Origin of the sequence: Asaia sp. W19 (assembly GCF_003994335.1) — a bacterium.
In the GTDB taxonomy this organism is placed as follows: Bacteria; Pseudomonadota; Alphaproteobacteria; order Acetobacterales; family Acetobacteraceae; genus Asaia.
The window spans coordinates 160,550-186,943 of the sequence record NZ_PNQZ01000025.1 but is presented as its reverse complement, the minus strand read 5'-3'; the positions used below and the strand labels follow the sequence as shown (position 1 = coordinate 186,943).

At 60.7% G+C, this 26,394-nt stretch carries 17 protein-coding genes; 11 read left to right on the top strand and 6 right to left on the bottom strand.

Annotation, left to right across the window (positions count from 1 at the left end; all coding sequences use genetic code 11):
* Positions 1-32: 32 nt before the first annotated feature.
* Positions 33-1,661, bottom strand: a complete 1,629-nt coding sequence (locus tag C0V97_RS06680) for an amidohydrolase (protein WP_127101848.1) — start codon at positions 1,659-1,661, stop codon at positions 33-35.
* The gene (locus C0V97_RS06675) at positions 1,661-3,046 is read right to left on the bottom strand and encodes a cytosine permease (RefSeq protein ID WP_127101847.1); all 1,386 of its coding nucleotides are present in this window, start codon (positions 3,044-3,046) and stop codon (positions 1,661-1,663) included. Before C0V97_RS06675 ends, C0V97_RS06680 begins: the two co-directional genes overlap by 1 nt.
* A 300-nt stretch (positions 3,047-3,346) precedes the next feature.
* Here C0V97_RS06675 and C0V97_RS06670 point away from each other — a divergent pair, with 300 nt between their 5' ends.
* From C0V97_RS06670 to C0V97_RS06640, 7 genes are all read left to right on the top strand, one after another.
* On the top strand, positions 3,347-4,462 hold the full coding sequence (locus C0V97_RS06670; RefSeq protein ID WP_127101846.1) for a zinc-binding dehydrogenase: 1,116 nt from the start codon (positions 3,347-3,349) through the stop codon (positions 4,460-4,462).
* Complete coding sequence (locus C0V97_RS06665; protein ID WP_127101845.1) at positions 4,459-5,226, top strand: SDR family NAD(P)-dependent oxidoreductase; 768 nt, start codon at positions 4,459-4,461, stop codon at positions 5,224-5,226. Before C0V97_RS06670 ends, C0V97_RS06665 begins: the two co-directional genes overlap by 4 nt.
* Before the next feature lie 29 nt (positions 5,227-5,255).
* Positions 5,256-6,620, top strand: coding sequence for a histidinol dehydrogenase (hisD, locus tag C0V97_RS06660; RefSeq protein WP_127101844.1), 1,365 nt, complete (start codon positions 5,256-5,258; stop codon positions 6,618-6,620).
* A complete protein-coding gene (locus C0V97_RS06655; RefSeq protein ID WP_233582015.1) occupies positions 6,617-8,041 on the top strand; it encodes a cytosine permease in 1,425 nt (474 codons plus the stop codon). Before hisD ends, C0V97_RS06655 begins: the two co-directional genes overlap by 4 nt.
* 214 nt (positions 8,042-8,255) lie before the next feature.
* Complete coding sequence (locus C0V97_RS06650; RefSeq protein WP_127101843.1) at positions 8,256-8,669, top strand: RidA family protein; 414 nt, start codon at positions 8,256-8,258, stop codon at positions 8,667-8,669.
* Between the two features lie 80 nt (positions 8,670-8,749).
* Positions 8,750-11,137, top strand: a complete 2,388-nt coding sequence (locus C0V97_RS06645; protein ID WP_127101842.1) for a TonB-dependent receptor — start codon at positions 8,750-8,752, stop codon at positions 11,135-11,137.
* A 39-nt stretch (positions 11,138-11,176) separates the two neighbouring features.
* Positions 11,177-12,799 carry a GMC family oxidoreductase gene (locus C0V97_RS06640; RefSeq protein ID WP_127101841.1) on the top strand — a complete coding sequence of 541 codons (1,623 nt, stop codon included), beginning with the start codon at positions 11,177-11,179 and terminating at the stop codon, positions 12,797-12,799.
* Positions 12,800-12,837: 38 nt separating this feature from the next.
* On the opposite strand, the gene C0V97_RS06635 is transcribed toward C0V97_RS06640, so the two are convergent.
* The 4 genes from C0V97_RS06635 to C0V97_RS06620 form a co-directional block, all read right to left on the bottom strand.
* On the bottom strand, positions 12,838-13,515 hold the full coding sequence (locus C0V97_RS06635) for a DUF1028 domain-containing protein (RefSeq protein ID WP_127101840.1): 678 nt from the start codon (positions 13,513-13,515) through the stop codon (positions 12,838-12,840).
* 40 nt (positions 13,516-13,555) lie between these two features.
* Complete coding sequence (gene argE, locus C0V97_RS06630) at positions 13,556-14,701, bottom strand: acetylornithine deacetylase (protein WP_127101839.1); 1,146 nt, start codon at positions 14,699-14,701, stop codon at positions 13,556-13,558.
* Positions 14,694-15,959, bottom strand: coding sequence for an NAD(P)/FAD-dependent oxidoreductase (locus tag C0V97_RS06625; RefSeq protein ID WP_127101838.1), 1,266 nt, complete (start codon positions 15,957-15,959; stop codon positions 14,694-14,696). The genes argE and C0V97_RS06625 overlap by 8 nt, the downstream gene beginning before the upstream one ends.
* 191 nt (positions 15,960-16,150) lie before the next feature.
* Entirely contained in the window at positions 16,151-17,083 is a 933-nt protein-coding gene (locus tag C0V97_RS06620) for a LysR family transcriptional regulator (RefSeq protein WP_127101837.1), read from the bottom strand.
* A 365-nt stretch (positions 17,084-17,448) separates the two neighbouring features.
* Here C0V97_RS06620 and C0V97_RS06615 point away from each other — a divergent pair, with 365 nt between their 5' ends.
* From C0V97_RS06615 to C0V97_RS06600, 4 genes are all read left to right on the top strand, one after another.
* On the top strand, positions 17,449-18,714 hold the full coding sequence (locus tag C0V97_RS06615) for an autotransporter strand-loop-strand O-heptosyltransferase (RefSeq protein WP_127101836.1): 1,266 nt from the start codon (positions 17,449-17,451) through the stop codon (positions 18,712-18,714).
* Positions 18,715-18,731: 17 nt separating this feature from the next.
* Positions 18,732-22,844, top strand: a complete 4,113-nt coding sequence (locus C0V97_RS06610; RefSeq protein WP_127101835.1) for a Hint domain-containing protein — start codon at positions 18,732-18,734, stop codon at positions 22,842-22,844.
* Between the two features lie 342 nt (positions 22,845-23,186).
* Positions 23,187-24,101: a LysR family transcriptional regulator gene (locus C0V97_RS06605; RefSeq protein ID WP_127101834.1), complete on the top strand. Its 915-nt coding sequence runs from the start codon at positions 23,187-23,189 to the stop codon at positions 24,099-24,101.
* Between the two features lie 430 nt (positions 24,102-24,531).
* Positions 24,532-26,271: a glycoside hydrolase family 68 protein gene (locus C0V97_RS06600; protein WP_127101833.1), complete on the top strand. Its 1,740-nt coding sequence runs from the start codon at positions 24,532-24,534 to the stop codon at positions 26,269-26,271.
* Positions 26,272-26,394: the final 123 nt, after the last annotated feature.

Genomic DNA, 26,394 nt, shown 5'->3' with positions numbered 1-26,394 from the left:
CCAATGACGCTGGGCCGGATGACCCTCGTCTCTCAGGCGTTCGCTGCGACGTCCCGACGTTCGCGCTCGAACACCGGCTTTCCCGCGAGCATTGTCATCAACACCGGAATGTCCCGGATTGCGTCGGGCGGACAGGCTGCGGGATCGCGCGCCAGCACCACGAGATCCGCCCAGTTCCCGACACGCAGCGCGCCCTCATCCTGTTCACGATGGCAGGCAAACGCCCCGGCGGCGTTATAGGCGTTGAGCGCTTCATCCAGGCCGATGGCCTGACCGGGCACAAACACCGTCCCGTCCTCGCTGCTGCGCCGTGTCACGGCTTTGGCCACACCGCGTAAAGGCGAAAGCGAGACGATCGGCCAATCCGTGCCGAAAGCAACCAGAGCGCCCTGATCGAGCAGCGAGCGATTGGGAAAAGCGCGCTCATGCTCCTCGGGCCGAACGCGCTGCGCCCACACGCCACCCATACCCATCCACTCATCCGAAGGCGCCACCATGACTGGCTGCAGGCAGGCCACCACACCGAGGGAGGCGAAGCGCGCCATATCCGCCTCGAGAGGAATCTCGACATGCTCGACACGGTGCCTGAGCGCGCGGGTCTCGTCCGGGGTCTGGGCGTAGGCGTCCAGCGCAAGCGTGATGGCGCCGCTGCCTATGGCGTGGGTCCAAATCTGGAATCCCGCCTCTGAAACCGCCTGCACAGCCTGCTTGTAGGCGGCCACCGGCCAGACCAGCGTCCCCTGCTCATCCGGGCGATCGCGGTAGCCCTGCGGCATGGAAGCCGTATGGGATTCGAGCACACCATCCAGAAAGAACTTCACGCCATCGAGACTCAAGGCTGGCGAGGCATAAGTCCGGCGCAGCGACGCGACCTGTGCGAGACGCTCGGCAGAAAAGGCGGGAGGCGGCATCTCGACCATGATGCCGATACGACAGGTAAGCGCATCCTGACGCTCAAGATCGTGCAGGATCGGGAACAGCCCCTCATCATAAGCTGCGCTTTCCACCCGAGTGATGCCGCATGCGGCAATCTCGGCCAGAACGCTCGACATGCCATCGCGCAGCATCGCCTCATCCATGGGCGGCACGTGACGGGCCACAAGCCGACCGGCCCATTCCTTTAGCCAGCCCGAAGGCGTGCCATCAGGGCGTCGCATGATCTCGCCCCCTTCTGGATCGGGTGTGGAGGCATCGATCCCGGCATACTCGAGCGCCTTGCTATTGACCCACACCGCATGAGCCATACCCGAGTACAGGAACACTGGGCGATCGGGCACAATGGCATCGAGCATGGCCCGATCGAAACCCTCGGGCGGCAGGTCTGGATAGCCGTAGCTCCATTCCAGACCGATCAGCCAGGGACGCTCGGGATGCGCGTCCGCAAAGCGCGCAACGCGTGACAGGACATCGCGCATGCTCCGGCAGTCGCGAAGGCCGATATTCGACAGATATTCCGCTCCCATGCGCAAATGGAGATGACTATCGATGAATCCGGGCAGGACAACGGCCCCCTTCAGATCGCGGCGCTCGATCCCGTCGGGACATTGCGCGATTATTTCGGCATCGGGCCCCATTGCAGCGATACGGCCATCGCGTATGAGCATGGCCCCGCCCAGACGCGTCTGATCCGGCATGATGAATTGTGCGTTATGAAGCAGCATTATGCGTTTTCTCCGCCCGGCAGTACCCTGGACCGGAAATGCCGCTCACTCAGGAGGTAAAGCGGCGGTGTAACGAGCAGGCTGACTACCCAGGAGATGTCGACGCCCCCCAGGATTCGCGCCATGCTGCCCGTATAGAGTGCGGTGGAAAGGAACGGGAACTGGATGACCAGCCCCAGCACGTAGCAGATCAGGGCGGGCAGGTTCCAATGGCCATAGATCCCGCCATCGCGCTTGAAGAACGAGGCCACGTCATATTCGCCGTGATGCAGCAGGTAGTAATCGGTGAGATTGATGGCGGTCCATGGGATCATGACGCACATCAGCAATTCGAGGAACTCGCTATAAGCGGCCATGAAACCATCCGCCATGAGCGTGGCCATGCAGAAGGCGAAAACCAGGAGCACGATTGTCACGGCCAGACGCATGCCCTGACCATGATGGCGATGCGTGCTGAAGGTCTGCGCTACCGTCAGGGTCGAGAGCGCGCCACAATACACGTTCATGGCATTGGCCACCGCAATCCCCAGAGAAAATGCCAGCAGCACGGGTATGGCGGCCACGCCCAGTACCCCCATGAGCGACTGCACCACATGCTGCCCTCCGGCCAGACTGCCGACGACTGCGCCCAACGCCATGGCCAGCATTGAGCCCGAGATGGAGCCCGAGAAACAGGCAAGGAAAGCGTGACGTTCGCTAGCCGGCCCTGCGGGAAGATAGCGCGATGAGTCCGAAACATAAGGCGCATAGGCGATCTGCCAGAGCGCCGCGAGGGACAGCGTGCGCAGGAAGCCGGTCCACCCATTGGTAAAGGCCGTCGCGCCGTGCATCTCCCCATGATAGAGCGCGACATAGCCCAGGCAGACGAGCACCGCAGCGCCGCAAACCACGGTGAGAATGCGTGCCGCAACATGGATGACGTGATAACCCAGGATCGCAGGCGCGATCGATACGATCTGGATGATGACAATCGCGGGAAAGCGTCCGAGCGTCGGGAAACAGGCCTGTAGTCCTTCCGCGCCAAGCACGAGATTGGACGCGGCAAATCCGACATACATCAGCACGATGATGGCCGTGATCGGCACAGCACCATAGAGCCCGAATTGCCCCCGCGTCTGGATCATCTGCGGTACGCCGAGCCGTGGCCCCTGCGCCGCATGAAGCGCCATGAAGACGCCCCCCACCAGATTGCCGATCAGAAGCGCCAGCAGCCCCTCGAGCAGCGAGAGCCCGAACAGGGTTGTCGCCAGCGCCCCCGTCACCACGGTCAGCATCATCAGATTGGGACCGAACCAGACCGTGAACAGGTCTCTGGGCCGGCCATGACGTCTGGCGGCGGGAATCGGATAAATCGTTTCTGCTTCCACTGTGCCGATACGCTCCATCCTGTCACTCCCTGCCCGTTTTGCAGATGGTTATTCTGGTGAAACACCGACAAACCACGCCAAACCGCAGAAATCCCGCGCTCTCACGTTGCCGTTTCGGATCATTATGAAATCATATCAATACAGGATCGCGACTAGAAGTGGGCGCCCCCGCTTTCTGGTGCATATTTCCTGAAGCCTTGATCCGGAAAAACCTATGCGCCTGACTTGGCCGCCTCTCTTTTCATTTCGATGACATTATATTTATAACTGCTTGAGCCAAATCGAGCGCATCTTCCCGCCGGGACGGAGGCCAATTACATGCTGGCAGCACGCCTGTATGGCGCAGGCGATATTCGCATCGCGCCAATACCCCGCCTCTCCCCTCTTCCCGAGGGCCATGTTCGCATCCGTGTGGCCTATGCCGGGATTTGCGGATCGGATCTGCATAATTACCGCACAGGGCGCTGGTTGACCGCAACGCCCCGAATTCCCGGCCATGAATTTTGCGGCATCATCACCGAAATCTCCGCGAATTGCGGTGAGCGGCATTGCGGCGAGGCCGTCATCGCCGATTCCCGTCTTGGTTGCGGCGCGTGCACCCGATGTCGCGCCGGGCAAGCCAATCTTCGCCCGGATCTTGCTTTTGTGGGGGAAGGAAGCGAAGGTGGTTTCGCCCAGGAGGTCGTGCTTCCGGCCACCCAACTCCTGCCTTATCCCGTCGCGCTCCCCCTGCGCTACGGGACCCTGGTCGAGCCGCTCTCAGTGGCGCTTCATGCGCTGAACCGCCTGAATCCCATGCCAGCTCAGCCCGTTCTTGTTTGCGGGGGCGGAACGATAGGCGGTCTCTGCGCCCTTCTCCTGAGGCGGAGGGGGCACGTTGTCTGGTTGCTGGAGCGTCATGCGGGACGCAGCCGCATGCTCGAGACCTCTCTCGGTACGCGCTCCCTGCCGCCCGAGCCCGAGCTCTGGACTGCGTGTCTGCGCGGGAGTGCCGGCGGGACCGACGAGACACAGGCGTCACAGGCAGAGCTCGCGCTGGCTATCGACACGACCGGATCTCATGGCGTGATCGAGATGCTTGGCGACCAGCTCGTTCCGGGTGGCAGGCTCGTGCTGGCGGGCATCTTCGACAGCGCCTCTCCTCTCGATCTCAACCGGATTGTGGAGCGCGAACTGACTCTCCTGGGCGTGAGCGCGTACGCACATGAAATGACCGAAGCGCTTGCGCTTCTGTCTGAGCTTGCGCCCCATCTCGACTATTTTCTGAGCCCTGCCTTTCCGCTTGAGGCACTCCCCATGCTCTATGCCCGCCTGACTGACGCAAAGGGCGCCCCTCTTGAGGACACAGCGCCGGATAACGCTCCCAAGATCCTGATCGCCCCGAACGGGGAGGATTCTGACCTGCGCGCAGCCCCCTGGGAGGCGCATCCATGACCCAGGCATCCGCCTTGTTTTCTCTCGCGGGCAGAACTGCCCTGGTGACGGGCGCCGGTCGGGGCCTTGGCCGGGCCATGGCGCTTCATCTGGCCGCTGCCGGTGCCCAGGTATGGGTCACGGGGCGTCATGCCTCCGCGCTCGAGGAGTGCTGTGCGATGGCCACGGCGCGAGGCGGCGTGATGAACGCTCTGGTGATGGATGTCCGGGCGCTTTCCTCCATTGAAGCCGCATTCTCGACCGTTGCAGCTTCCGGCCACCCGCTCGATATCCTGCTCAATAATGCCGGGGATGAAAAACTCTGTGCAAGCGACGCCGTGGATGAGGCGCTCTGGGATCAGTTACTGGATACCAATCTCAGAGGGGCCTTCTTCGTCGCCCAGCGCGCGGCGCGTCTGATGGGATCGGGGGCCAGCATCGTCAATCTCGCCTCACTTGCTGCAGCCACAGGCATCGCGCGCGCCGTACCCTATAGCGCATCGAAATCCGGCATTCTTGGCATGACGCGTAGCCTTGCCGTCGAATGGGCGCCCAGAGGGATACGGGTCAATGCCCTGGCGCCCGGCTATTTTCAAACAGCCATGACAGCGCCGTTTTTCGAGGATGCCACATGGCAGGAAAAGATGCGCGCGCGCATTCCGCTCGGTCGCTTCGGTATCGGCGAGGATCTCGCCGGGCCTCTCCAGTTCCTGTGCTCTGATGCTTCTGCCTACGTGACTGGTCAGACCCTCTATGTCGATGGCGGTGCGCTGGCCTCCCTCTGATTCCCTCCTTCTATCCGGAAATGCGCCTCATGACCGACAGGATCAGTTTTCATGATTTTTCAGGGGCAGCCTCCATTCCCGCGGAGCTGCTGCGCCGCACGGAGAGCGACCTCACCCCTTATCTCGAACGGGTGGCGCCCATCATCGAGCGCGTCCGCCAGGAAGGTGATGACGCCCTGCGTCATTTTGCCCGGCAATTCGACAAGGTGACGCAGCCCGACCTCGCACTCAAGGTCACTGAAGCCGAGATCGACGCGGCCATCGAGGCGATGGACCCGGAGATTCTGGACTCCCTGCGCTATGCCATCGGCAACATACGGCGCTTTCACGAAGCTCAGAAACCCGAAGAGAGCTGGATGATCGAAGTGCGTCCAGGCGTCTGGGCGGGCGATCGGACGATCCCCATTGAATCGGTCGCCTGCTATGTGCCGCGCGGCAAGGGATGCTTTCCGAGCGTGGTGGCCATGACCGCCATCCCGGGCATGGTCGCGGGCGTACCGCGCCTCGTGATCATCACCCCTCCTGCCCCCGATGGCAGCGTGGATATCGGCACGCTCGCCGCAGCAAGGCTGATTGGCGTAACTGACATCTACAAGAGCGGCGGAGCCCAGGCCGTCGCAGCTGTCGCCTATGGCACGCAGACCATTCCGGCCTGTGACAAGATCGTAGGACCGGGCAGCCCCTATGTGGTCGCGGCCAAACGCCTTCTGAGCGACCGGCTCGACCCTGGCGTTCCTGCAGGGCCGAGCGAGAGCATCATCCTGACCGATGACAGCGTCGACCCTGTTCTGGCCGCCCTGGACCTGATCATCGAGTCCGAACACGGTCCTGATTCTTCCGCATGGCTCGTCACCAGCAGTCGGCGCGTGGCTGAAGGCGTCATGGAGGCCCTGCCCGTGCATTGGGCCGCCATGGATCCGGGAAGGGCCGCTTTTTCGCGCGCGGTGCTCTGCGGCGCGCATGGTGGCGTACTCCTCACCGACACCATGGAGGCCGCCATCGCTTTCACCAATGCCTATGCGCCCGAGCATCTGGAAATTCTCACTGCCGATCCGATGGCCGACCTGGGGCGCATCAGGCATGCGGGCGAGGTTCTGCTGGGCACCTCAACGCCCGTCACGCTCGGCAATTACGTACTGGGTCCCAATGCGGTGCTTCCCACCAACCGGGCGGCCAGAACCCACTCCCCGCTCTCCGTGCATGATTTCACCAAGCGCATGTCCTTCGCGCGTGTCGCGCAGAATGCCTACCCTGAGGCGGCGCGCCATGCGGAGAGACTGGCACAGTATGAGCAATTCCCGGGTCATGCCCGTGCTGTCTCAGCGGCGCGCCCACAGCCGACCCCCGGATCGGATTACCTGCCTCCTCCTGCCGCTAATATGCCGACGTCATGAGCCGCGCCCTGCCCACCACCGTGAACCTTTCCCCTGCCGGACAGAATGAGACCCGACCGATGGACGACGCCCCTCCCCTTTCCATCGAGAACGAGACGATCTTTCCCGTTCCCGAGGCACGTCGCCACGGCAACGCCTGGTCGCTTTTCAAGGTCTGGGTGGGGGCCAACCAGAATGTCATGGCAGTCATGACAGGGCTGCTCTATCCCGGTATCTGCCATCTTTCGCTCGGCTGGTCTCTTCTTGCCATTCTGACGGGGAATATCGTCGGAGGCGTGTTCATGGCGCTTCACGCCGCCCAGGGACCTCATCTCGGCATTCCCCAAATGCAGCAGACCCGCGGACAGTTTGGATCGACTGGAAGCCTGCTGATCATTGCAGTGATCATCATCATGTATGTCGGCTTCACCACCACGTTTTTCGCGATCGGGCGAGAGGAGGCGCGCAGCCTGTTCGGCAGCGGGTTCGGGCAGCTTCCCATCTGGGGCACCGTGCTTATCACGGCCCTTCTCTGCATGATCGGTCATGATCTGATCGAGCGGTTCATAGCAGGATTCATCCCTGTGGCCTCGCTGGCCTTCCTTCTGGTCGGACTGGCCTATCTGGATCTGGCCCAGGGGCATCTGGCCCAGGCCATCTGGGCAGCGCCTGCCCCGCATGACTTCCTCAAGGCCCTCTCTCTCGGTGTGCTGTGGCAGATCGCCTATGCCCCTTACGTCTCCGATTACACGCGTTATCTTCCTTCCAGCACAGGCGAGAGAACGGCCTTCGTGGTCTGCCTCGCTGGCAGTGTTCTGGGCACGGCCTACCCCATGGTCATCGGGGCCTTCATTGGCAGCACCGGGTTCAGCGGATCGATGTATGATGCGATACGCCCCTGGGGTGCGATCCTCCCCGCAATCCTGTTTCTGGTCGTGATGATCTCGACACTCGTGAGCTGTACGATGCAGATCTATTGCGCGGCCCTGTCCTCCCTCACCTTCCTGCAGACCTTTCGCCAGAACTGGCACCCGACCGGTCATGCACGCGGTATGGCCGCCCTCATCCTGCTTCTGCTCTGCGCGCTGATCACCGAAATGCTGAGTGGCAATGTGCTGACCATTCTCGATAATGTCATTGCGCTCCTTCTGGCCGTGCTCTCGCCCTGGACCGCGATCAATCTGGTCGATTATTATCTGGTCCGTCACGGCCATTACGATATGGAATCGCTCTTTCGCCGCGACGGCGGCATTTACGGCACGGCCAATCGCCCGGCACTTTCATGCTATGCGCTGGGCGTGCTCGTCCAGATCCCATTCCTGTCAAATGGTCTCTATACTGGCCGCATAGCCCGCTCTCTGGACGGGATCGATCTTTCATGGATACTCGGCATCTTTGTCCCTGGCGCTCTTTACTGGGCCTGGGCCCGCACGCGACCGTAAAGGGAATAACGCCCCCCCTCGCTGCGCCCTGCAGCGCGCCAAAAGGCCATTATTGCCGGGGCCAATCGGGGATCGTTCCCGCGTTAGTGTCTTCTTAGTTTTTTCCGAAGCTCTTCCCCATATCTCCCTTCTTTCATTCAGGCCGTCACCTTGCGATCATTACTTCATCGCACCGAATTACGGTAGAAAATCGCAAGTCAGGGGAGAGACCTCCATGCCCGTTCACACCCGCATACGGCCATTCAACACGAAAGATACCTATCCGGAACAGAATCTCGATAACGATCTCTGTCAGGCGGTCGTAGCCGGTAAGACCGTCTATCTGCGCGGTCAGGTTCCTCAGGATCTCGACACCCGGGAAAATATCGCGATCGGCGATCCCGCCGGGCAGGCCGAAAAGGTCATGCAGAACATCACCCTTCTCCTGGAGGAGGCCGGATCAACCCTCTCACATATCTGCAAGGTCACGGTTTATCTCACCGATATCCGCCATCGCGAGACGTGTTATCGCGTCCTGGGCAAGCATCTCAAAGGCGTGTTCCCGGTATTCACGGGGCTGGTGGTGGTGGCCCTCGCGCGGCCGGAATGGCTGATCGAGGTCGATGTGATCGCGGTGCTGCCAGACTGAGGGGTGCCCCCCCTAAGCCTTTTCACACCCCTGCCCCGCGCCTCACAGGCCGGGGGAACCTCCCGCTCAGAGATACCGCCATGCAGACGAAACCCACGCGCTCTTGCCTGCTCCTGTCATCGACCTTCCTCCTGCTCGGGGGATATGCGCAGGCGGCAGCGGTCACCTCTGGCAAGCATTCCAGCCCCCATGTGACCCGCAATCATCGCACGCCCTCTGCTGTCGGGGCGCCAACAGCCACGACGCTAGGTCAGTCCTCCGCATCGCGGTCAGCAAAGAAAGCCTCTCCCCGTACGGCAAGCGGCCCAGGCGAGACCATCAGCATCTCGGCTAATCGCCATCGCCCGGGTGGGGGGCTGATCCGCCCGGAAACAGCGGCACGCTCGATCAGTACTGTCGAGCATGAATATATCGCCAAGCAATCCCCGGCCTCCAATACTCTGGCTCTGGTCAATCTTTCGCCCGGCGCCAATGTCGCCATGGGTGACCCCTTTGGCGTGACCGATCAGTCTGCCGTGAGCGTGCGCGGTCTGAACCAGCAGGAAATCGGCTTTCTGTTTGAGGGCGTTCCCATGAATGACCCCGATAACTACACGCCCAACTCCTCCGAATGGGTGGATACGGAGAACATGGAAGCGGTTCAGCTTCAGCAGGGTGCGCCCGATATCGAAATGCCCACCGTATATTCCGCGGGCGGAACCATGAATGTACGCATGCGCGACCCGCAATACACGCGCTCGGGCCAGGTCGATGTGAGTTATGGCTCGCACCAGATGAACCGCCAATACATACGGTATGATAGTGGCGAGATTGCCCATACCGGCCTGCGCGCCTTTGCCTCGTTCTCGAACCTGACGAGTCAGGCCTGGCGCGGCCCGGGCCGCAATAACCGTCGGCACGTCGATTTTAAGGCCATCAAGGACTGGGCGCCAAACAGCAATACGGCGCTCTCCTTCACCTATAACAATGAAAATACAGCCTGGTACAGCACGCCAACCCTGTCCGACTGGCAGGCAAAAGGACTGGGGGGCGGCATAAACCTGGATGGCATCTACAAGTTTGGGGATGCCAATTATTACAAGGGCTACGGAACCAACTGGACCAACTACTTCCTGAGCAGCCAGTCGCATTTTGCCCTGACCGACCGCCTTTCCCTCAACGTCACGCCCTATTTCTATCGCGGTTTCGGCAATTATCCTCTCGGGGTGTATACCCTCCCCACGAGCGGTACATTCTATAACGGTACGCAGCCCGTCGATGGCGCGATAGCAGGCGCGCCTTATGCCCAGGACGGCTCGGTGGCGGCGCGCTGGGATTTTGACGAGCATGAGAGCCTGACCGGGCTCAATGCCGCGCTCCATTACGACACGCGGCACAACCATCTCGTTTTCGGTGCCTGGTATGGCTACACAGACATGAACGTGAATGAACCCTTCTCGGCTATCGACTCAGCCGGAAATGTGTCGAAATCCTATCTGCATCTCGATGACGGCACACAGTTGAGCGGCTGGCGCTATCACACCATCACGCAGATGGTCAGCCTCTATATCGGCGATGAATTGCGGCTGCTGAATGACCGGCTGCTGATCAATCTGGCGTTCAAGGAAGTCATGGCCGCGCGTAACGGGACACTGCAACAGCCGGGCCCCCAATACGCCACCAGCTACAATACCGCCCAGCCTCTGCCGCGCATGTCGATCAGCTACAAGATCAATGATCATGTACAGGTTTTTGCGAACGCGACGACAAGCTTTCGTATACCGATCGGCTCGGCCTTCTATAACCAGTACAACAGCCCTTATGACCCGAGCCTCTATCAAACCGCCAGCACCAATCTGCGCGATGAATACAGCATCGCCGAGGAGCTGGGCGCGCGGTACCATGATCGCTGGGTGACGGGGTCTGTCACGCTGTTCAACAACAACATGACTCACCACGCCATCAACCAGTATGTGGATGCCGTCCCCTACTTCCTCGATGCGGGCGGGCTGACCACACGTGGCGTGGATGCGGAAATCGGCCTGGCCCCCTGGCACCATCTCTCGCCCTATCTGTCGGGCGAATATCTCTACGCCACCACCGATAATAATATCACCATGGGTGCGACCACCTATGCCACCCGTGGCAAGGTCGCCCCATCCGCACCGCGCTGGATGGGCGCGATCGGCGTGCAATATGACGATGGCACATTCTTCGGGAGCGTCTCGATGAAGTATCTCGACAAGGAATATGGGACATTCATGAATGATGAACGTATCCCTGGACACAAGCAGGTCGACATGATGCTGGGCGCACGCGCCCATGACATCGGTTTTCTCAAAAAGCCGAGCCTGCGCCTGAATATCGTCAATCTTGGCGATAGCCACTACCTCTCGGGTGTCTACAGCACGGGAATGGTCGCGGGCACCTCGACCTATTACGTCGCGCCGTCCTTTGCCTGTCTCGCTACCTTCTCGACCGGGTTCTGAACCGAGGCGAACCCCGCCCCACGCAGGAAGGAGGATGCCATGTCCGATGATCTCACCCAGACCTTCGATTACCTCGTCATCGGCGCTGGTTCGGCCGGTTGCGTTCTGGCCAATCGACTCAGCGCCGACGGGCGCTTTCGGGTGGGGCTGATCGAGGCCGGCGGGAGCGACCGCACGCCGCGTATCAGCATCCCGGCCGGCACCCTTACGCTCTATCGCAGCCGGAAACTAGCCTATCAGTTCTACTCCACCCCGCAGCATCACCTTCTCGATCGGCGCATTCACGTACCACGCGGCAAGGCCCTGGGCGGCTCCACCACGCTCAACAGCATGATCTATATTCGCGGGGATCGCTCTGATTACGACCATTGGGCGTCTCTCGGCTGTACAGGGTGGGAATGGCCCCAGGTGCTCGATGCGTTCAGGTCGCTCGAACGCAGCCATCGAACGGTCGATGCGCCAGGAGCGGAATTCCACGGTCGCGACGGGGCGCTCGATGTCGTCACTCCCCGCGACATCAACCCCCTCTCGCGTGATTTCGTCGCAGCGGGCATCGCAGCCGGGCTGGCGCATAATCCTGACTTCAACGGAGCACAGCTCGAGGGCGTGGGCATTTATGATGTCACGCAGCGCGACGGCCTGCGCCTGAGCGCCTACCGCGCTTTCATCCATCCTGTACGAAAGCGTCCAGGATTATGCGTTCTGTCGGGAGCCAAGACACGTCGCCTCCTGATCGAGAACCGCCGCGTATGCGGAATTTCGATCGAACATGAAGGCACAGTGAAGACATTGCGCGCCCGCCGCGAGGTCATTCTCTGTGCCGGCGCAATCGGATCTCCCCAGATCCTGATGGCATCGGGCATCGGATCAGGCGCCAATCTGATCGCCGCCGGGATTTCTCCCATTCATGTCTTGCCGGGCGTCGGCCAGAACCTCCAGGATCATCTGGATGGTCTGGTGACCCTGCGCTCCACCGACCCACGCACATTGGGGTTCTCAACGCGCGCTTTGCCCAAGGTCCTAAGCGCGCCCTGGCAGTTCGCGCTCGGGCGCAAGGGCTGGCTGACCACGAATTATGTTGAGGCCGGCGGCTTTGCCCGGACGAAGCTGGCCGAGGGTGCGGTGCCGGACATCCAGTTCCATTTCGTCCCGGGATATCGCAGCCCACGTGGTCGGCTCTTTGAATGGGGGCATGGATTTGCCATCCATACCTGCGTGCTCCGTCCCAAAAGCCGAGGGACAGTCCGGCTGGCCACCGACGGCACGCTGAACCCTCAGATCGATTTCAATTTCGCATCGGATCCCCATGATCTCGAAACGCTTTGCGAAGGGATCGGGATCGCCCGCCACATTCTCTCCCAGCCGCCTTTCGCACGCGCGCGAGGTATCGAAATCGCCCCGGGTGCGTCGGTCACAACGCCTGCCGAGATCATGGCCTATCTGAGGGCGAGCGCAGCAACGGTCTTTCACCCGGCAGGAACCTGCCGCATGGGGATCGATGAGCAATCGGTCGTGACGCCGGATCTGAAACTGCGCGGGATAGGCGGCCTGCGTATCGCCGATGCCTCGATCATGCCAACCCTGATCAGCGGCAATACCAGCGCGCCCAGCATGATGATCGGCGAAATGGCCGCCAGGATGATTCTGGCGCAGGGCAACTGAGACGCCAGCCCTGTGGGCCTGCGTCTCGATTGAGCGACTCAGGAATCGCCGGGCACGCCATAAGAAGGGGCTGTCGTCGGGTCCAGCCCCCGCGTGACGTAATCATGCATCTGAGGTTGCCAGAGGGCCCACAGCCCGCGCAGGGCCGCAAGAGGCGCCTCGCTCCAGTCCACCCGCAGATCGGTCAACGGCCAGCTCTGTGCCTCGACGATGAGCAATCCTGCTGAATGGACAGGCCCCTCTTCACCTCCAGCGGCGAGCGCAGCTTCCATCGAGAGAAGCAAACGCTCCCCGAGCTCGAGTTCAGGGGAGGATGCGCTGAATGACGCGACCATGGCCCGAGGAATCTCCTCATCCGCCAGCATGTTTCCGGCCGCTGAAACATCGTCTGCGGAGGCTTGACCGTGACGCCCCAGAATACGCTCTCCTGCCCAATAGGCTGAACGGCCCGACGCATCGAGAATCAACACTTGCCGGAAGGCACTGAAAGCGGCGGTACGCATCATGATGTCACGACATTCGCACGCAGAGGCCCCTGATTCGAGCAGAGCAAGCGCTTTGGGACCCAGTCTCGGATCGGTCACGTTCTGCGTTGCCACAACCCCGATACCGGCACGGGCAAAAGCACAGCGGCTGGCCACTGCGGGTGATGACGAGGCCACCGCCATGCCGAATTGCCCGGTTCTGGCGCAGCGCGCGATGATGGAAAACGTCATGGGTGACCCTCCTGCCTGCCGGGAAATTCCGGTATCGCGGTTATCTGAGGCGCGCGACGAGCGCATCGACAAAACGTGCGCCCTCTTCGAGCTCGGCCTCTGTGATGTATTCATCCGCCTTATGCGCGCGATCGATCGAGCCTGGGCCGCACACCACGCAATCCAGAGACAGAATTTCCCGAAACAACCCCGCCTCGGTCCCGAAATCGATCGTGGTGGTATGATTGCGTCCGGCCTCACGCAGAACGGTGGCGCAGAGTGCGCCACCCGGCTCCATATCCAGACCCGGATAGGCGTTCGTGACCTCAATCTCGACCCTGCCACCGCCCAGATCCGCCACGGCCCGCGCGCCCGCGTCCCGCAGCCAGTCCAAATAGGGGCCAGGTTCATAGCCCGGCAGCAGACGCATCTCGGCAGAAAGAACACAATGATCGGGCACGATATTGAGCGCTGCTCCGCCCGACACCAGACCGACCTGTACCGTCGAGAATGGCACGGCGAAGCGGCCGTCCCGACGCTCGCTTGTCTCTATCTTTTCCTGGAGCGCGGAAACCGCATGGATCATGGAGCCTGCCAATGTAATGGCGTTCAGCCCCTGTCCCGGATTGGCAGAATGGGCGGCGACGCCATGACAGGCGATCGTGAACGCTGTCTTGCCCTTGTGCGCGAGCGCAACCTGCATTTGCGTCGGCTCCCCCACGATACATCCTTGTATGGCACGGTCCGGCCCCGCGCTCAGAGCCTGCAGCAGGGAGCGTACACCCAGGCAGCCCAGTTCCTCATCATGGGAAATCGCAAGGTATAACGGTCTGGAAAGCGGTATGGGATGCGCGGCCACGCGTTGCGCGGCATCGAGCATACAGGCCAGAAACCCCTTCATGTCGCTGCTTCCCCGGCCATAAAGCCTGTCACCCCGGCGCGTCAGGATGAACGGGTCACTCGACCAGTCCTGACCCGCCACGGGTACGACATCGGCATGGGCCGAGAGTACGAGCCCCCCCGGCGCCTCAGGTCCGATGATCGCAAACAGGCTGAACCGATCCGGCACTTCGCCTGGAATACGCTGTACGCGCGCGCCCGCAGCAAGGAGCTGCGCCTCAATCCAGTCGATGGTTTCCCCATTCGGAGTGCCGCAGAGACTGGGAAACCCGACGAGGGTCGAGAGCAGCGCAATAAGATCAGACATGCATTACATCATCCTGCGCCTGGCCCGGCGCGGAATGGTCGGGGGCGATATGCGCGGCTAGGCGGGCCGCGTCATGCCATACACCCCAGATGAAAGGCGAGGCACGGCGGGTAAGCCAGGACAATCCGAGGAAATACAGCCCCGGTTCAACCGAGACGCCCCCCTCATGGCGCGGCGCACCGCGCGCATCCAGAACGTCCAGATCGAGCCAGCCATAGTCATAGCCATAGCCAGTCGCCCAGATGATGCTGGTTACCCCCGACTTTGCCAGATCGAGTTCGGTCAGGGGCGCCGTTACACACTCCGGCAGTTCGCCAATCCGATGCGCCTGCGGCTCCTCGGGCAGGTCGAGCCCCTGGGCGGCAACATAGGCATCAGCCGCATTGAGCATGGCGAGGTAATTGGCATCGCCTGCCTCTATGTTCTTCTGCAGATCCGTGTCGAAAGAGAGCACACCCTCATGGCAGGAGAGCGTACGGCCTACGAGCGTGATACCGCTTGCGGCGAGTGTACGGAAATCGACCGTGTGGCCACCTTGCGCGCCGCTGACGGCAATCGTCACATGTTCCGTTCCCGGGCCCGGGGTTTTCATGTCCCACATACCCAGAACGCCCAGCCACCAGACGAAATCCTTGCCGCGATAGCGCCGTGCAGGCCTGTCATGTGGCCCGACAGAAAGCCAGACGGCGCGCCCCGCACGCTTGAGTTCCTCGGCAATCTGTACGCCCGATGCCCCTGCGCCGATCACCAGCACGCCGCCCTCAGGCAGCTGGGAAGGATTCTTATATCCCTGCGAATGGGTCTGGAACAGGTTGGGGGTCTGCGGGATAAGAGCAGGAACAAGGGGCCTCTGAAAAGGGCCAGTTGCCACAACGACGTTACGCGCCTGAATGGTACCCGCATCCGTCTGAGCCTCGAACCCCTGCCCCGACGACGCACGGGATAATTTGCGCACCTGGACCCCACAGCGAACGGGCATATCGATCTGGCGTGCATAGGCCTCGAAATAAGCGGCGATCTCTTCCTTGGGCACGAAGCCATCAGGCGCGGTACCGTCAAAATGCCTGTTGGGAAAGCGGTCATGCCAGGCTGGACCGTTGGCCACGAGGGAATCCCAGCGCTCGCTTCGCCATCTTTCGGCAATACGCCCGCGCTCGACAACGAGATGCGGTACATTGTGCAGGCGAAGATGCTCGCTCATCGCCACGCCGGCCTGACCACCGCCAATGACGAGAGTATCGACGATTTCAACTTTCATGTCAGAGATTTCCCGTTGAAAAGATCTGTTCTTCCAATTTTCAGAAGATCTTTCCGTTCTTGTATTGAAATGATCTGCCAGCCGAAACAATCGAATTGATTAGCCTTGATTAGCCTTTTCCTAAGAGTTCACCCGGACCGATTTTACCGCGCCATTCTGCCCGACAGGCCCCGCCCCGCCGCACGAACTCGCTACCCCTCATCGAGCGGGCACATTCCGGGAATCGTCTGATCCGAAATCGAGGCACGGCAATGCACAATGAAATGCTCCAGAAGTCGCGACTGGCGTTCTCCCTGGCGCATGGCCATGCCGATGACCATGGGGCGATGGGCGCCCTTCAGCCGCAACCGGACAAGACGCTTGCCATCCAGCGCGCGATCGGAGCGGGGGCGCACATTGGCCAGCGTATAGCCATAACCATTCGCGACCATGGTGCGCACGATTTCCTGCTCGGCCGCTCGCGCATAGACGGTCGGACGCAGGCCCTCTCGCTCGAACAGCTCATTGAAATAGTGCCGGCTCAGGGGCAGGTCGAGCAGGATGAGTGGCTCTGCTGCCAGCTCCTCGAGCGTGACCTCTCCCCTCTCGGCGAGAGGGTGAGACTGAGCAACCAGCGCATGGGGCGGCAGACTGGCCAGAGGTTCGAATGCGATGCCGGGAGGCAAGGCGAGATCATAAGTGATGGCCAGATCGAGTTCGGCCTTGCTCAGTTTTTCACCGAGCCATTCATGGTTGGCAGCGCGCTGGCTGATCTCCGCTGCGGGAAAGGTCTGCCTGAAATTATAGGCGAGCTCCGGCATAATCATGGGAGCGAGCGTGACCATCGCCCCGACCTGCAATTGCCCCCTGACCTGCCCGGTGGCCTCGGCTGCAATGGCATGGAGGCTTTCAGCCATGGAAAGCACTTTCTTGGCCTCGACCAGGAGTATCTGGCCAACGCCCGTCAGGGAGAGGCCCTGAGCATGATGTCGGACAAAAAGCTGCACACCGAGTTCGATTTCAAGATGGGCAATCGCCGTCGAGATCGAGGGCTGGGAAATGGACAGTTTCTCGGAGGCATGACGGATCGATCCGGCCTCACCCGCTGCGACGAAATATTCGAGTTGGCGCAACGTATAACGCATCGGGAAACTCCAGCGCAGGCTGTGCGGCACAGCGTCAGGCCAGGATCGACAGCCGCACCTTGCAGCATGTCTTCAACAACCGCGTTTGGAAACCCTTTCCGGCTTGTGCGCCATGCCCCACGTATTCTTCTACCGGCGTATATCCGCTGTAACAGAAGACCGGGTTTCGATGCGTGACACATCCGATCGAAGGAACAGCGACTGAGCCGAACACACGCATCCGTGATCGGCCGCTCCTGAATCACCGCGTCCACCCTGTCCACCGTCTTCGTATCTCGATCGTGCCATCGCGATCATCCCCATAGGGCAGAAAACGCAGGGCACGGCAGGGCGAATAGAAGCACCATCCGGACGAACAGCGAGTCATGGGCACAGATGAACAGGTTATCGAACGTCAGGCAGCGCCCGAGCTGCCCCCGCATGGCGGGTATCTGCCCCCTTCAACCCTGCCCACCCTTGCCCATAGCTCGGGCATACGTTTCGATTTCAATGCAGGCGCCCGCATCAGTCTGCCCACGCGCGGCACCGGGGAATGGTGCCTGACACTGAGCGATCTCGATAGCGGCAATATCCTCTTTTCCCATTGCTCCTGCGGCAGCTTCATCACTTCGTCAAAGCGCTATTTCAACCGCTTCCATATTCTCGTCGAGGAAACGGATGAGACCGGCATCAGATCGGAAGTGCTCAGCCATGCCTATGACTGCGCCGGGAAAATCGTGGTTATCCAGATGCCGGTCAGTACGCTGGGGGATGCGCTGGCCTGGTTTCCCTATGCTGCGCGCTTCGGCGAGATCCATGGTGCGACTCTTGTGTGCATCATGGATGCCGCACTCATCGCGCTTCTAGCAGGGAATTATCCCGAAATCCGGTTTCTGACCGCGAGTGACGCGCGCGCCTGCGCCATCATGGACGATGCCTATGCAAGCTATTCCCTGGGGCTTTTCTTCGATGACCCCGAATATCTGAATCAGCCCACTGATTTCCGCCATGTCGGCCTTCACAAGACGGCTGCCTATATCCTTGGCGTCCCGACTGCGGAAACACGGCCGATTGTCTGCTCTCCCGAAACAGATACACCGCCGATCGGAGAACCTTATATCTGCATCGCGACCCAGGCGAGCACGCAATGCAAATACTGGAACAACCCCGAGGGATGGCTGTCTCTGGTCGTCTGGGCACGCGCGCAGGGTTATCGGGTCATCTGCATCGACAAGTCGCCCTATTACGGTGCCGGCATCATGTGGAACCGCATCCCCCATGGCGCCGAAGATCAGACAGGTGATCGGCCTCTGAGTGAGCGCGTGCGCTGGCTGCGCCATGCAAGCGCCTTTGTCGGCCTCTCTTCCGGACTTTCCTGGCTCGCCTGGGCGAGCCGTACGCCAGTTGTCATGATTTCCGGTTTTACTCACCCGACGAATGAATTCGACACCGAATTCCGGGTGATCAACTGGCACTCATGCAATTCTTGCTGGAACGACGCCAGCGAGAAATTCGATCACCATGATTTTCTCTGGTGCCCCCGTCACAAGAACACCGAAAGGCAATTCGAGTGCACGCGGCTCATCACGCCCGGTCATGTGATCAAGGTTCTGAACTCCGCCCTTCACCTGAAAAACAAGAATAAAAATTAAAAAATCAAGAGGTAGGCATGACCAGTACAACCGTGGGGTTCGGCAAGAGCTCCAGCAATCTCTCGGCCGGGGCCGGCGATGTCATCCGTGTATCGGGTGGCGCCGTGTCGAACACCCAGATCGCAAGCGCCGGAACCCTGTCCGTCAATGGCGCCTGGGGCGTCAATCTCGTTATTCCTGTCTATTCGGGCGGCACCGCCGTCAACACTCAGGTCGCTCCGGGAGGCATGGCGACAATCGCCTCGGGTTCGACCGAGGTCACTTCTGCCGGGACGAGCCTCAATGTCACCATAGCGTCAGGAGGATCGCTCCTCGTCGCGAATGCCGGACTGGCTACCGGCAATACCATCCTGTCAGGCGGCACGGCAGTGGTCACCACGGGCGGCACGCTCGCTCAGACCGAAATCATGGCGAATGCCAGCGCCGCGATCGGCTCGGGGGGCGCGAGCCGGGAAAACCAGATCACTGGAACGCTCAACGTGGAGACGGGCGCCACAAGCCTGGATGATACCATCCATGCAGGCGGCGCACTGAACCAGTCGGGTGGCCTCGTCAGCGGAGCCAGGATCGAGACCCTGGGCGCGTTGAACATCACGGGCGGCACAAACTACAACCCGAACGTCGCTTCCGGTGCGACCACGAGCGTGACAGGCTCCGGCACCCTCATAGCGGACGGCATTGCAATACAGGGTGTCGCTCTTGCAGCCGGCGGCTCGGCTCAGATTACGAATGCGGCCGTGGCACTCAACACGGTGCTCTCTTCCGGCGGCGCCCAGGCTGTTCTTTCTGGCGGAACCGCGCTTGGGAACACAGTCAATTCGAGCGCAACAGTAACGGTCAGCCTGAATGGTGTGGTTTCGGGTGGCCTCGTCTCCGGAATGAATGCCGTCGTCACGCTTCAGTCTGGCGGAAGCGCCGTAGGGTTGACCCTGAGCGGAACCTCCGCCTTCGGCCTGACACCTGTCGGTGTCGGGACGCTCAACGTGTCCAATGGTGCTGTCGCGAGAGACAACATCGTCAATGGCTATGGGCAGATCAATGTCCGCGCCGGAGGCACGACCATTGAGGATCGCGTTCAGAATGGCGGCCTGATGATGGTGTCGTCCGGGGGCATCGCCTCGGCTACGACCCTGATCGCCAACGGATCCGCAATCGTGGCCGCCGGGGCCTCTGCCGTTCTGCCGGTCATCGGCAATGGAGGCAGGTTTTCCCTTGCGGGCGGGATTACCACATCTGCAACGATCCTTTCGGGCGGCACGATCCAGCAGACCGGAGGGACGCTCGATGCGGCCCATGTACAGGCAGGGGGCACATTGGGTATCAGCGGAGGCGCCGCCTACAACCCCATCGTCGATACTGGCGCTTTTGCCAGCGCCAGTGGCAGCGGCACCGTCATTACCAATAGCGGTATTACGCAATCGATGACGCTTCTTGCCGGTGGCAGGCAGGAAGTGACCGGTCCAGGTGTTGCGCGCGATACGGTGGTCTCTTCAGGCGGCGTCCAGACCCTGTCTTCGGGCGGGACCGCGCTCAATACGACGGTCACGACCAGCGCCAATGTCACGATTGCCGCAGGCGGTCTGATGTCGGGTGGCGTCGTATCCGGATTGGCGGCTTCGATCACTGCCGGATCGGGAGGCGTTCTCTCGGGAGTCACGGCTACCGGCTCCGCCGGAGGCTTTCTGCAACCCGATGGCATCGGAACCATCACCCTCTCTAACGGCGCCGTTGCCAACGGCAATATCATTGACAGCTATGGTCAGGAAATCCTGCTGGCCGGGGGCAAGTCGATCGGCACGATCGTGCGTAACGGCGGGGTGGAGACCGTCAGCAATGGGGGTATCGCATCAGGCCTCACGCTGGATCACGGAGGGTCAGCCGTTATCCTCAACGGGGGGGCTGCCTCCAATTTAACGATCAGCGGCACGTCTGGCGGTAATGCGGGTGCCCTCTATGTCTCCAAGGGCGGCACAGTAACCGACATCACTGTCGCCCCCGGTGCGAGCGCAACCTTCAGCGCGGGGGCGACACTCTCGACCACCCATTCGACTGATCTGGCAAATGTCACCTTCCTTCAGGGAGCGAGTGCCAGCCTCGTCGGCTCGGGCAACGTGACCTCGAACATCGCGATCACGACCAGTGTGACGGTCTTCACCAGTTCGGGGAGTGTCATCCAGAATGCCACGGTGTCAGGCAAAGCCGCGATCCTGAATGTTGCAGCAGGAGGCACAACCTCGAAAACGGTCCTGACCGGCTCAGATACCAATACTTGCGGTGTCGAGAATGTTCTGGCCGGAGGTATGGCCAACGCTACGCAGATCGGTCGCTACGGCATTCAGGTTGTCATGGGCGGGTCTGCGACGAGCAGCTATGTCGGAGCGCAGGGTGAACTCAACGTCAATGGGGGGACGGCGTATGGCGCGCTGGTCGATGCCAGCGGAAGTGCCAATATCAATGGCGGCGTGGCCGTCGACTGGGCCATCAATAGCGGCGGTGTCGTCAATGTCAGCGCCGGGGGCACGATCATCAACAGCCTCGCCAATCCGGGAGGAGTCGTTACCGTTCTCCAGGGTGGCAGTGCGATCGCCATGCTGCGCCCGCAGGGCGGCAACGTACTCTCCAACCTCACCCTCTCAGGTGGGAATGTCTATGTCTCCTCCGGGGGGATCGCCACAAATGTGACCATCGCCTCTTCGGCAGGGAAGCTTCTGGGCGATGTCATCGTTTCAGCGGGCGGCAGTGCGGTCGCGAGCGGCACCACCCTCAGCAGAGTGACGGTCCAGTCCGGCGGGACGCTGGTCGTTGATGGCTCACTCTCCAATGAAACCCTCACCCGCGTCATGAACGCCTCTCTCCAATCGGGCAGCTATCTCTATTTCCCCGAGTTGACGGCGGGCAACGACGCCTACAGCACTACGGTCGTGGGCAACACGCTGACCGTCCTCAGCGCTGGCAAGGCCGTCGCCACGGTCACACTGGCCAATAGCGACTATAACGGGCAAGGCGGCGCCTTCATCGAAGAGCCGAGCGGTTCGGGATATCTGCTTCTCGTCTGCTTCCTGGCCGGATCGCTGATCAGCACCCCGAATGGCCCGGCAGCGGTGGAGACACTGAGTGTCGGCGATCTGGTGCATGTCTGGCGTGACGGGGTGCAGGGTGTGGCCTCGCTGAGCTGGATCGGCTCACGCCATCATCGCGTGAGTCACGAATGCAAGCCCGATATGGCAGGATATCCGGTACGTATCCGCAAGGATGCCATTGCGGAAAACGTTCCCAATCAGGATCTGCTCATCACGGCCGAGCACTGTCTCTTTCTCAATGGCTGTTTCGTACCCGTCCGGATGCTCGTGAATGGGCGGACGATCTTTTATGACACCTCCATCGCGGAGTTCGAGTATTTCCATATCGAGACCGAAGAACACGCGGTGATCTCGGCCAATGGTCTGCTGACAGAGAGCTATCTCGACACCGGCAATCGCGCGAGTTTCCACCAGGCTGCCTACCGCCGGGAGGGAAATGTCATCCGCGTTGGCGACGTTTTCCGTCCGAAAAGCTGGGCGCTTGACGCTGCCGCCCCGATCGAGACGTCCCGGGCGTTTGTCGAGCCAATATATCGGCAGATCCTGGGCCGGGACGGTGAACCGCCGACCTCTCTGCCTCCCATGACCGATGACCCCGCATTTCATCTGCTCACCCCTTCGGGCGAGAAGATCGAGGCAATGCGGGTCATTGAACGCCGACACGTCTTCCGAGTACCTGCGGGCGTAGAGCGACTGACCCTTTGCTCGCGGGCATCAAGGCCGAGCGATACGATCGGTCCATTCTGTGATGACAGACGCATGCTGGGACTTCTGATCGGAGAAATCTCCCTGTTCGACGCCGCGAGCCAGAAGCAGATTTCATCCCATCTCCAGTCTCTCCCGCAGGAGGGATGGTACGCGGCCGATGAATCCTCCCTGCGCTGGACCACAGGTGCTGGACAGCTCGCGCTCGGCAGGCGTGACCCGGATAGCATGGGAATCCTGAGTATCGAGGTTGCTGCTTGCGGGCCTTATCTGCTCGATGATGACACAGACGATCATGCGATCATCGCTGCCGACGCGCCGGGCATCAGAGTCGCGCAGGCTTGATCCATGACTGTCACCCGCCCGGTCAACCCTACCGGGCGGGAACAGGTCTGCAGGACCGATTGGAAGGTTATCTCAAGCTGCCCATCCCCCTCATGGATCATCCCCTGCGATCCTCGATCTCGCATGCAGGTGCCCGCGTGATCCGACAAGCTCCCCACACGATCGTGACCGGCGGAGATAACGTCCACCCTCTTGCGCTCTCAATCATACTGCGCCCGGCCATACTGCGCCCGGCCATACTGCGCCCTGCGTCCAGGATGCAGCCAATGACGAGATTGCTTCCATGAACATTGCTGATATCCTGCTGGCTCAGCATGAAAATCTCTTATGTCAGGACCATTTATGAGCCAGCTTGATCGCGATCACCTGAAGATCATTGATGAAGTGGCGCGCGAGGGTTCGCTCACGAAGGCGGCCGCGCGGCTGAACCTCACCCAACCCGCCCTGAGTCACGCCATTCGCAAGCTGGAGCGCGCGCTCGGGGTGGAGATCTGGCGACGTGAAGGCAGAAAGCTGGTCCTCACACCTGCGGGAACGGCGCTCCTGACGCTTGCCCGACGCGTTCTGCCGCAATTTACTCTGGCTGAAGAGCGTATCAGGCAGGTCGCCCTTGGCGCACGTGGCAAGCTGCGTATCGGTATGGAGTGCCATCCCTGCTATCAGTGGCTCCTGCGAGTGGTGGCGCCCTATCTCGATCTCTGGCCCGATGTCGATGTGGATGTGCGTCAGAAATTCCAGTTCGGCGGACTGGGCGCGCTGTTGGGGCATGATATCGATCTGCTCGTCACCCCGGACCCCCTGTACGAGGAAGGGCTGCGTTTCACCCCTGTATTCGACTACGAACTGGTACTGGTCGTCGGGCCCGATCACCCGCTGCGTGGGCAGAAATGGGTTTCTGCGGAACAGATCGCATCCGAAACTCTGATCACCTACCCCGTACCGATCGAGCGTCTGGATATTTACACCCAGTTCCTGCACCCGGCCGGAATCACGCCGCAAGCGCACAGACCGATCGAAACCACGGATATCATGCTGCTGATGGTGGCTCATGGACGCGGCGTAGCCGTGCTGCCGCGCTGGCTGGTCGAGGAGCATCGAGAGCAGTTTTCCCTTCATCCCGTGCGTCTCGGAGAACATGGACTTGCGAAGCAGATCTTCCTCGGCCATCGGGAACATGATGAGGCCATCGCCTATCTCCGGGCCTTCATCAAACTCGCGAAATCGATCGACCATGGCGTCGAAACGCCATTGACCTGAGGCATCGAGGAACCCGGCACTTCCCTGGTAAAGCGCCTCCCTTTGTCATCGCACTTCGCAAAATTCCCGAGAGGGGTGTTCATATCCCTACATAGATCTTGATGGGTATCATTTTATAACGGGAATGATGGCGTATCGTCACAATTTATACGCTTCATATTCATGAAAAATATTATCTTACCCCAAGTAAATAGAGATAATATCATCCAAATACCATCGTAGTGTCAGGGCGCCAGATTTGAGCCTTTAAGCCGTCTCTTTTCTGCCATTAAACTGTCGTTAAAGTGCGATTGACTCTCATAACGGATTCGTGATCAAGTCCTCGAGCGATGATCGGCCTTGGCCCATAATCACGGTGGGAAATTATTCCTGCCTCGATTGCGACGTCGCAGAACGCTTGGGCAGAGAGACTTAACCAATCGAGGGTGACATGCTGAACAAATCCAGAACAAAGTCTGTGTTCAATCTGTTGCTGGCCGGTTCTGTGGTCGCAACCTTTGCTGGACAGAATGCGTCCGCCCAGATCAGCCCGCAGGCACTGCGTGAATCCCTGCGCGTATCGCCCCATCCGGGCATGATGCCCCATGGCGGACGGATCTTCCCTGGGAGTTCGCTCAACGGCGTGCCTGGTTTCCCACTCCCGACGATTCACAGCCAGCAGGCCTATGATCCTCAGGACAGCTTCACCGCAAAGTGGACGCGTGCGGATGCCATGCAGATAAAAGCGCATTCGGACACCTCCGTCGGAGCAGGCCAGAACTCGCTGCCGGGTCAGCTTGTAATGCCGAATGTTCCCGCGGATTTCCCGGCTACCAACCCCGATGTCTGGGTCTGGGACACGTGGACGCTCATCGACAAGAAGGCCAATCAGTTCAGCTATAATGGCTGGGAAGTCATTTTCTGTCTCACCGCCGACAAGAATGCGGGATACGGCTTCGACGACCGTCATACCCATGCCCGCATCGGCTATTTCTATCGTCGCGCAGGTATCCCGGCGAGCCAGCGTCCAGTCAATGGTGGCTGGATCTATGGCGGTCACCTGATCCCCGAAGGCGCACAAGAGCAGGTCTTCGCCGGCACGACCTACACGATCACCGCAGAATGGTCGGGCTCGATGCGTCTGCTCGATCCGACGAGCAACCAGGTCTCGCTGTTCTACACGGATATGGCGTTCAATCGTGACGCTTCAGGTCAGGACATCACGCCCTCCCAGGCTGTGATCACTCAGAGCCTTGGCCAGATCCACGCCGATTTCACGCACGTGTGGTTCACGGGCTTCACGAAGCATACCCCGCTGCTGCGCCCCGATGGCGTGCTCTATCAGAATGGCGCGCAGAACCCCTATTACAACTTCCGTGACCCGTTCACCTTCGAGGATCCGCAGCATCCTGGCGTGAACTACATGGTGTTCGAGGGCAATACGGCCGGTCAGCGCGGTGTAGCCAATTGCACGGCTGAAGATCTCGGCTATCGTGCCAATGACCCGCATGCAGAGACGGTGCAGCAGGTTCTCGATAGCGGCGCCTATTACCAGAAGGCCGCGATCGGCCTCGCCGTGGCGCAGGATTCCTCCCTTTCCAAATGGAAATTCCTGCCCCCGCTCATCTCGGCCAATTGCGTGAACGACCAGACCGAACGTCCCCAGATGTATATCAAGGACGGCAAGTACTACATCTTCACCATCAGCCATCGTACGACTTATGCGGCCGGTGTCGATGGACCTGATGGCGTCTATGGCTTCGTGGGCAATGGTATTCGCAGCGATTTCCAGCCCATGAATTACGGCAGTGGTCTCATGCTCGGCAATCCGACCGATCTGAATGAGGCAGCGGGCACCGATTATGACGCGAACCCGAACCAGAACCCCCGCGCCTTCCAGTCCTACTCGCATTACGTGATGCCCGATGGCCTGGTCGAATCCTTCATCGATACGGTCGAGGGGCGTCGTGGCGGCGCGCTCTCTCCAACGGTCAAAGTCCGCATCCGTGGCGATGCCTCCATCGTGGACACGCGCTATGGGGATAACGGACTTGGCGGCTATGGCGATATCTCCGCGAACCGCGCTGATATCAACATCGTTGGTTTCATTCAGGATCTTATCAGCCAGAGAACGGCATTCGGGGCCGATACCAATGCCCGCATGCAGTCCTTCCTGAAAACCAGCCAGTAACCCTTGCTGGTTGCCGGCGGCAACACCAACCACAGGGACAAGAGCGGTTCGTCGGACTTATCCGGCGGGCCGCTTGCGTTCCCTGGACACGAGCCCTGAACCGCCCGGATTGCGGCCCTCAGG

What these genes read in the sequence shown, in the direction of transcription:
- C0V97_RS06610 (WP_127101835.1), top strand. Translation starts at nt 18,732, where the DNA reads ATGACCAGTACAACCGTGGGGTTCGGCAAGAGCTCCAGCAATCTCTCG.
- C0V97_RS06675 (WP_127101847.1), bottom strand. Translation starts at nt 3,046, where the DNA reads ATGGAGCGTATCGGCACAGTGGAAGCAGAAACGATTTATCCGATTCCC.
- C0V97_RS06650 (WP_127101843.1), top strand. Translation starts at nt 8,256, where the DNA reads ATGCCCGTTCACACCCGCATACGGCCATTCAACACGAAAGATACCTAT.
- C0V97_RS06615 (WP_127101836.1), top strand. Translation starts at nt 17,449, where the DNA reads ATGGGCACAGATGAACAGGTTATCGAACGTCAGGCAGCGCCCGAGCTG.
- C0V97_RS06655 (WP_233582015.1), top strand. Translation starts at nt 6,617, where the DNA reads ATGAGCCGCGCCCTGCCCACCACCGTGAACCTTTCCCCTGCCGGACAG.
- C0V97_RS06620 (WP_127101837.1), bottom strand. Translation starts at nt 17,083, where the DNA reads ATGCGTTATACGTTGCGCCAACTCGAATATTTCGTCGCAGCGGGTGAG.
- hisD (WP_127101844.1), top strand. Translation starts at nt 5,256, where the DNA reads ATGACCGACAGGATCAGTTTTCATGATTTTTCAGGGGCAGCCTCCATT.
- C0V97_RS06635 (WP_127101840.1), bottom strand. Translation starts at nt 13,515, where the DNA reads ATGACGTTTTCCATCATCGCGCGCTGCGCCAGAACCGGGCAATTCGGC.
- C0V97_RS06640 (WP_127101841.1), top strand. Translation starts at nt 11,177, where the DNA reads ATGTCCGATGATCTCACCCAGACCTTCGATTACCTCGTCATCGGCGCT.
- C0V97_RS06600 (WP_127101833.1), top strand. Translation starts at nt 24,532, where the DNA reads ATGCTGAACAAATCCAGAACAAAGTCTGTGTTCAATCTGTTGCTGGCC.
- C0V97_RS06605 (WP_127101834.1), top strand. Translation starts at nt 23,187, where the DNA reads ATGAGCCAGCTTGATCGCGATCACCTGAAGATCATTGATGAAGTGGCG.
- argE (WP_127101839.1), bottom strand. Translation starts at nt 14,701, where the DNA reads ATGTCTGATCTTATTGCGCTGCTCTCGACCCTCGTCGGGTTTCCCAGT.
- C0V97_RS06665 (WP_127101845.1), top strand. Translation starts at nt 4,459, where the DNA reads ATGACCCAGGCATCCGCCTTGTTTTCTCTCGCGGGCAGAACTGCCCTG.
- C0V97_RS06645 (WP_127101842.1), top strand. Translation starts at nt 8,750, where the DNA reads ATGCAGACGAAACCCACGCGCTCTTGCCTGCTCCTGTCATCGACCTTC.
- C0V97_RS06625 (WP_127101838.1), bottom strand. Translation starts at nt 15,959, where the DNA reads ATGAAAGTTGAAATCGTCGATACTCTCGTCATTGGCGGTGGTCAGGCC.
- C0V97_RS06680 (WP_127101848.1), bottom strand. Translation starts at nt 1,661, where the DNA reads ATGCTGCTTCATAACGCACAATTCATCATGCCGGATCAGACGCGTCTG.
- C0V97_RS06670 (WP_127101846.1), top strand. Translation starts at nt 3,347, where the DNA reads ATGCTGGCAGCACGCCTGTATGGCGCAGGCGATATTCGCATCGCGCCA.